We start from the raw sequence: 5,159 nt of genomic DNA, 5'->3' as shown, positions 1-5,159 counted from the left end.
GGACTGGGGAATTGGGATTGAAAAACTGAAGAACTGAAGAAATGAAGAGATGAACAGATGAAGAGATGAAGAGATGAAGGAAGAGGGATCGGTCACAGGTCCTTGCTTCCTCGATCTCCAGCTTCTCTATTTCTTCAATTCTTCAATTCTTCAATTCTTCAATTCTTCAGTTCCTCAATTCCCCAACTCTCCGTCCAGCCCCTCAGTTCCTCTCCCTCGCCTCATGCATCAGCAGCGCCGCTTCGGTGCGGTTGCGGACGTTGAGCTTGGCGAGCACCCTGGTCATGTGATGCTTGACCGTCTTTTCCTGCAGCGACAGCCGGGCGGCCACTTCCTTGTTGCTCAGCCCCTCCGCGACCAGCTTCAGGATCTCGGCTTCGCGGCCGGTGAGCTGGGCGAGCGGGTCCGGCTTGCTGCCGGTGGGCTGCAGAAGGTCGGAAAGCAGTCTGGCCGAGAGGCTCGGCGAAACATAGCTCTGGCCGTTGGCGACATCGCGAAGGATCTCGGCCAGCGCCTTGGAGCCGACGCCTTTCAGCACATAGCCGCGCGCGCCGGCCTTCAGCGCCTGGGCGACGTCGGCATTGGTCTCCGACACCGTCAGCATCACGATCTTCTGCTCGGGCATTGCTGAAAGGATGCTGGCAAGCGCGCTGAGGCCGCCGCCCGGCATGCTGATGTCGAGCAGAAGGATATCGGGCATGCTGGCGCGCACCAGCCTTTCGGCGTCCTCGGCGCTGGCGCCTTCACCCACGAGTTCGAAGCCGCCTATCTCGCCGAGGCTGCGCGCAACGCCCTCGCGAAACAGGGGATGGTCGTCGACTATTGCGATGCGGATGGGTGTGCTCACGGTTGCTCCTCGACAGACAAGGTGATCACCAGTCTCGTTCCTCCGGGGCCCGTCAGTGTCTCGAACTGACCGCCTATGCTTTCGATACGTTCCCTCAGGCCCGCAAGCCCAAGTCCCTCGCTTCGGGCCGGGTCGAAGCCGGGGCCGGTGTCCACGACCTCGACGAGAAGCTTGCCGCCTTTCGTCGTGGCCCTGACCTGCTGGCCCTTGCCCTTGCCGTGCCGGAAGGCGTTGTTCAGGCCTTCCTGCACGAAGCGATAGATGCTGATCTTTTCCGAGGTGCCCAGTTCCGGCAAGCGCTCTGGCAGGGTTAGCAACACATTGGTGCTGGTGCGGCGCTCATGCTCGGCCACCGCCAGGCGCAGGATGTCGGCGATGGCCTGGGTCTCGATCTGCGGCAGCACCAGCCCGTTGCAGATGCCGCGTATCTCGCGCATCGCTTCGCCGAGCGTCTTGTGGATACCAGCGATCTCTGCTTCACGCAGCGTGCTCGACGTGGCCGGGTCGACCAGCGCCGGGCTGTCCATCCTGAGCGCGGCGAGCGCCACAAGTTGCGCCGGCCCGTCATGCAGGTCGGCGCCTATGCGCCGCAGATAGCGCTCGTTGATGGCGGCGGCGCGGCGCGAGGCGCGCTGAACGCGCTGCCGCAGCGTCGAGTTCTGCGCCAGCGCCGCCTGCAATTCCGAGACCTTGGCCTCGAGCGCCGCCTGCTGGGTGACGATGGTGCGGCTGCCCCGGAAAACGATGCCCGAGAGCAGGGCAAGCGCCGCCGCCGTGGCGCCCGCCACCACCAGCCAGCTCCACAACAGGGCCGAGTGCAGCGATTCCTCGAAATCGCCGGACAATTCGTAAAATTCAGACACGGCCACGACCTCGCCTGACCAGGGTTCGCGCACCGGGTTGTAGATCTCGAGCAGCGGCACCCCCATCGACCGTTCCTTCTCGTCTTCCTCGTCTTCGAGCCTGTTGGAGTTGTATTTGACCATGACATTGCCGGCGAAAGCGGCGACGAGATTGGCGTTGGGCTTGAACTGCCTGCCGATGAGGTCGGCGTCCTTCGAATAGAGAATCGTGCCGTCGCGCCGCCATAGCTTGAACGAGACCAGTCTTTTCCCGAGCGCCCCCTGGCCGAGCGTCTCGTCCAGGGCCCGTTTGACGGTGTCGTCCAGCTCCTGGCTCTTGCGCATGTCGGGCAGCAGCGGCGCGATCACGCTGTCGACATAGAGCGCGGTGGTGGCGGCGGAATTGTGCAGGACGCCGTCACGGATCTGAGATGTCACCCACAGCCCGACCACGAGCATCACCGCCAGAAGGCCGATGCCGCCCGCGATCACGAACTGCCAGGCAAGCGAGAGCCCGCTCCAGATTCGTGCAAGCCGCTTCAGATACCTCCCAAACATCGGCACCGTTCACCCACCCGTTCGCGACAGTATAGGCGAGGTGACGCAATTGCGACACCGACCTTGGTCCGTGCCGATGAGGAAGGTTAATGACGGCCCGTTTGCCGGCGGGGCAGCTGTGATTCGCAAGCGGCAAGATCGCCCATACCCCGAATGGCAAATGCCCGCGTCGCTCCTGTTTGACGGGGAAGACGCGGGCCGGCTGCCACCTGAACTTCTTTCAGCGCCGACACAACCACCAATCCGGCCCCAGGTCCAGACCAAAAGACGTATGCCCCGCAGAACATAGCGCCGCGCCGCCGCCGTCCGGTCTGGCGCGGTCCTGTCATCGGGCGTTGCGGATATGAATATATAACGACGTCTGTCGGATGCCCCAGCCCAGGGCCGGGCAGCCCTGTCCTTGCATAAGACGCGGGAAGTCGCGACGGCATTTGCCCCCAAAAGAAGTCAGGGCCAAGGCCTTGATCGGCCGGACACGCGCCGCCTATACGATAGACGTTACCTTGCTGTTCGTGGCAACGCAGTATGGACGTAGGCACAAAAAACCATAAGAGAAATCACCGGCTGTCGATCTTTGATCTCGACGCATTGCGGGAAGCTTTCAGGCAGTCTGTTCGTGAGAACGACGTCACGGAAGCCGAATGGGCGCGGTACGCCGAGCATTTCGTCAAGAGCACGCTCCAAAAAGGCAGCCGGCTCACACGGGCTTGAGCGTTCGTGCGTCCGGGATCCGGGTGATTCCAGGCAGGAACGTTTCGGTCCTGGCCGCTCGGACCATTGCGCCGGCGCATAGGACCTCAGCGACAATTGCGGGCGCAGGTGGAAACGGACACTGTGTCCGTGCGCCGGCTACCCCCCAAGGAAACCCAATGGTCGGCGCTTTAGCCCGGCTTGCCTGTAAGAGAGCCGTACTCTTTTACCGCCAAGGCAAGCCGGGCTACCCCGCTCCCTGAACGCTTCAAGGCTGGTGCGTCGTCGAAACGCGGCGCCGAAGAATTAATGGCCGTGGGCCATTTCAATGCGGCGGAACGAAAAGCAGGTCGGGCGCGTTCTAGGCCGCGATGTCGAGGAGTCCTCACCATCACAAGGCCGAAAAGCCGTTTCAGGCCTCAACAGACGAGGCGGAGCGCTTGGCGCGTGCGGAAAAGAATGCCAGGCTGAAGGAGCTTCGCACCCACGCTTCCTGGCTGGTGCTCGATCCGCAGGCGCATTTCCAGGAGGAGATCGACTGTTCGGTCCTGTTCGGCGACCTGTCGATCCGAAAGGTCGGCCGCGAGGGCTAGGACAATCCCAGGAACGGGCTTTCAGCCCGTCACGCGAGCTGCAATCCGGCCGCGCCATCCTCGCGCGCGATCTCGATCAGCCGCGCGATCGCCCATGGCGTCATCAGCGCAAGGAAAGCAGTGAGATCGAAGAAGAGCGACCGCGCCAGATCGAACCCGCTGTGATCGTAGCAGACTGCAAACTCCATAGCGCCTTACCCCTTTTGACCCCCCCGCAGCGCACGTAATTTCGCGCACCCTTGAGCATGATCCTGATTTGCATCGAATACAAGGGGTCGCTAATCAAGCCGAATGTGCACCGCTATCGGCGAATCTGAAAGATCGCGACGCCGCTTTAGGCCGGCTTCGGCCAGAACAGCCAGGTGAGCGCCAGCGCCGCCAGAACCCAGACCGCGATCATGAAAGCGAGCCCCGCCTTGCTGACCGGCTTCTCGCGCCGCGCGGCTTCTTCGCGGAATTCACGCATCAGATCGGGCGGCACCAACCTGACCGCGAGCATGATGCCGAGAGGCACGACCAGCAGGTCGTCCAGATAGCCGATGATCGGGATGAAATCCGGGATGAGATCGATCGGGCTCAGCGCACAGGCCGCGACGGCGCCCGCGATGGCTTTTGCGTACCAGGGCACCCGCCAATCACGGGCCGCAATCCAGAGCGCCACCACGTCGCGCTTGATGGCGCGCGCCCATTGCTTTGCCGAGTCGAGAGCCGACATGAGCCCATTGTATAGGGCCGTATGGGCCTTCAGGCCAACGGACGAATACCGGATTGGCCTCTCAGGCGCAGTCCTTCAACTCGACAACCTCGACGCCGAGGCGGAAAGCCTGGCCATCGGCGTAGGAACGCGCATATTGCTCGGCTTCGAAGGGGAAGATGAGTGTGGTGCCGTAGGCGGTGACGCGCACCGTCCACTTCTGTCCCCTGACGAGTTCAACACCGTGAAGCTTCGCCGTCACCATCTCACCCTCCTCAGATCCGGCACGCTCGCAACATCCGCATAACGTCGCGAAAGTCATTTGAATACAAACAATTCGACTTAATCGTGTCGTTGCGATGTCGATTCCGACATTGGGTCGTTTGCGTCCGTGAAATGGTTCACCGACAGAAGGGTTTTTTGCCGCCGGCCGCGCGCGGGCATCATGGTGATCGGAACCGAGGCAGGCACGGCGGGTTGGAGTCATGGCCCGCACAGGAGGTTTCCATGATCCGCAAACTGAAAACCGGCGAATACCGGCTCTATTCGCGCAAGATCGATCCCAGGACCGGCAAGCGCCGCAATCTCGGCACCTTCAAGTCGCGCGAAGCCGCCGAAAAGCACGAACGCGAAGTGCAGTATTTCAAGCGGCACTAATTCCTCAACACAGTGATTTTGAAAGATTGCAGACTTGTCGAGCAAGGCCATCAACGTTGGGGTAGTCAGCGCAAACGCTGGCGATGAGCTGAAGGCTCCTGAACCTCGTCATTCTAGGGCGGAGCAAGGAGCGAAGCGACGCGCGCAGACCCTAGAATCCATGCCGTTACTTAGACCGAAGCGTGCAACGGTGCAGAATTTCTGGACCGCTGCGGCGCTCCCAAGTCACGGCATGGATCCTCGGGTCTGCGCGCGTCGCTTCGCTCCTTGCTCCGCCC

At 62.0% G+C, this 5,159-nt stretch carries 7 protein-coding genes; 2 read left to right on the top strand and 5 right to left on the bottom strand.

What is annotated here, in order from left to right; all coding sequences use genetic code 11:
• Positions 1 to 202: 202 nt before the first annotated feature.
• On the bottom strand, positions 203 to 847 hold the full coding sequence (locus EOA27_RS20940; RefSeq protein WP_126061648.1) for a response regulator transcription factor: 645 nt from the start codon (positions 845 to 847) through the stop codon (positions 203 to 205).
• Positions 844 to 2,247 carry a sensor histidine kinase gene (locus EOA27_RS20935; RefSeq protein ID WP_126078096.1) on the bottom strand — a complete coding sequence of 468 codons (1,404 nt, stop codon included), beginning with the start codon at positions 2,245 to 2,247 and terminating at the stop codon, positions 844 to 846. Before EOA27_RS20935 ends, EOA27_RS20940 begins: the two co-directional genes overlap by 4 nt.
• A gap of 1,130 nt (positions 2,248 to 3,377) precedes the next feature.
• Between EOA27_RS20935 and EOA27_RS20930 the strand changes: the two genes are divergently transcribed.
• Positions 3,378 to 3,530: a hypothetical protein gene (locus EOA27_RS20930; RefSeq protein WP_189343179.1), complete on the top strand. Its 153-nt coding sequence runs from the start codon at positions 3,378 to 3,380 to the stop codon at positions 3,528 to 3,530.
• Positions 3,531 to 3,559: 29 nt separating this feature from the next.
• Here the strand turns inward: EOA27_RS20930 and EOA27_RS40800 are convergent, their stop codons facing one another.
• The 3 genes from EOA27_RS40800 to EOA27_RS20920 form a co-directional block, all read right to left on the bottom strand.
• Positions 3,560 to 3,718, bottom strand: coding sequence for a hypothetical protein (locus tag EOA27_RS40800; protein ID WP_189341655.1), 159 nt, complete (start codon positions 3,716 to 3,718; stop codon positions 3,560 to 3,562).
• A gap of 146 nt (positions 3,719 to 3,864) precedes the next feature.
• The gene (locus tag EOA27_RS20925; protein WP_127257048.1) at positions 3,865 to 4,245 is read right to left on the bottom strand and encodes a YkvA family protein; all 381 of its coding nucleotides are present in this window, start codon (positions 4,243 to 4,245) and stop codon (positions 3,865 to 3,867) included.
• A 61-nt stretch (positions 4,246 to 4,306) separates the two neighbouring features.
• A complete protein-coding gene (locus tag EOA27_RS20920) occupies positions 4,307 to 4,489 on the bottom strand; it encodes a hypothetical protein (protein WP_036258067.1) in 183 nt (60 codons plus the stop codon).
• Positions 4,490 to 4,731: 242 nt separating this feature from the next.
• Between EOA27_RS20920 and EOA27_RS20915 the strand changes: the two genes are divergently transcribed.
• Positions 4,732 to 4,881 (top strand): hypothetical protein, encoded by a 150-nt coding sequence (locus EOA27_RS20915; protein WP_108702822.1) that lies wholly within the window; start codon positions 4,732 to 4,734, stop codon positions 4,879 to 4,881.
• The last annotated feature ends 278 nt before the right edge of the window (positions 4,882 to 5,159 follow it).

The sequence above is a fragment of the Mesorhizobium sp. M2A.F.Ca.ET.037.01.1.1 genome (genome assembly GCF_003998075.1).
Taxonomy (GTDB): Bacteria; Pseudomonadota; Alphaproteobacteria; order Rhizobiales; family Rhizobiaceae; genus Mesorhizobium.
Note: the sequence above shows the minus strand (reverse complement) of the source record. Positions and strands in the feature narration are given on the sequence as shown.

Excerpts from the sequence above, each read along its gene's own strand:
- EOA27_RS20920 (WP_036258067.1), bottom strand. The coding sequence starts at position 4,489 with ATGGTGACGGCGAAGCTTCACGGTGTTGAACTCGTCAGGGGACAGAAG.
- EOA27_RS40800 (WP_189341655.1), bottom strand. The coding sequence starts at position 3,718 with ATGGAGTTTGCAGTCTGCTACGATCACAGCGGGTTCGATCTGGCGCGG.
- EOA27_RS20935 (WP_126078096.1), bottom strand. The coding sequence starts at position 2,247 with ATGTTTGGGAGGTATCTGAAGCGGCTTGCACGAATCTGGAGCGGGCTC.
- EOA27_RS20915 (WP_108702822.1), top strand. The coding sequence starts at position 4,732 with ATGATCCGCAAACTGAAAACCGGCGAATACCGGCTCTATTCGCGCAAG.
- EOA27_RS20925 (WP_127257048.1), bottom strand. The coding sequence starts at position 4,245 with ATGTCGGCTCTCGACTCGGCAAAGCAATGGGCGCGCGCCATCAAGCGC.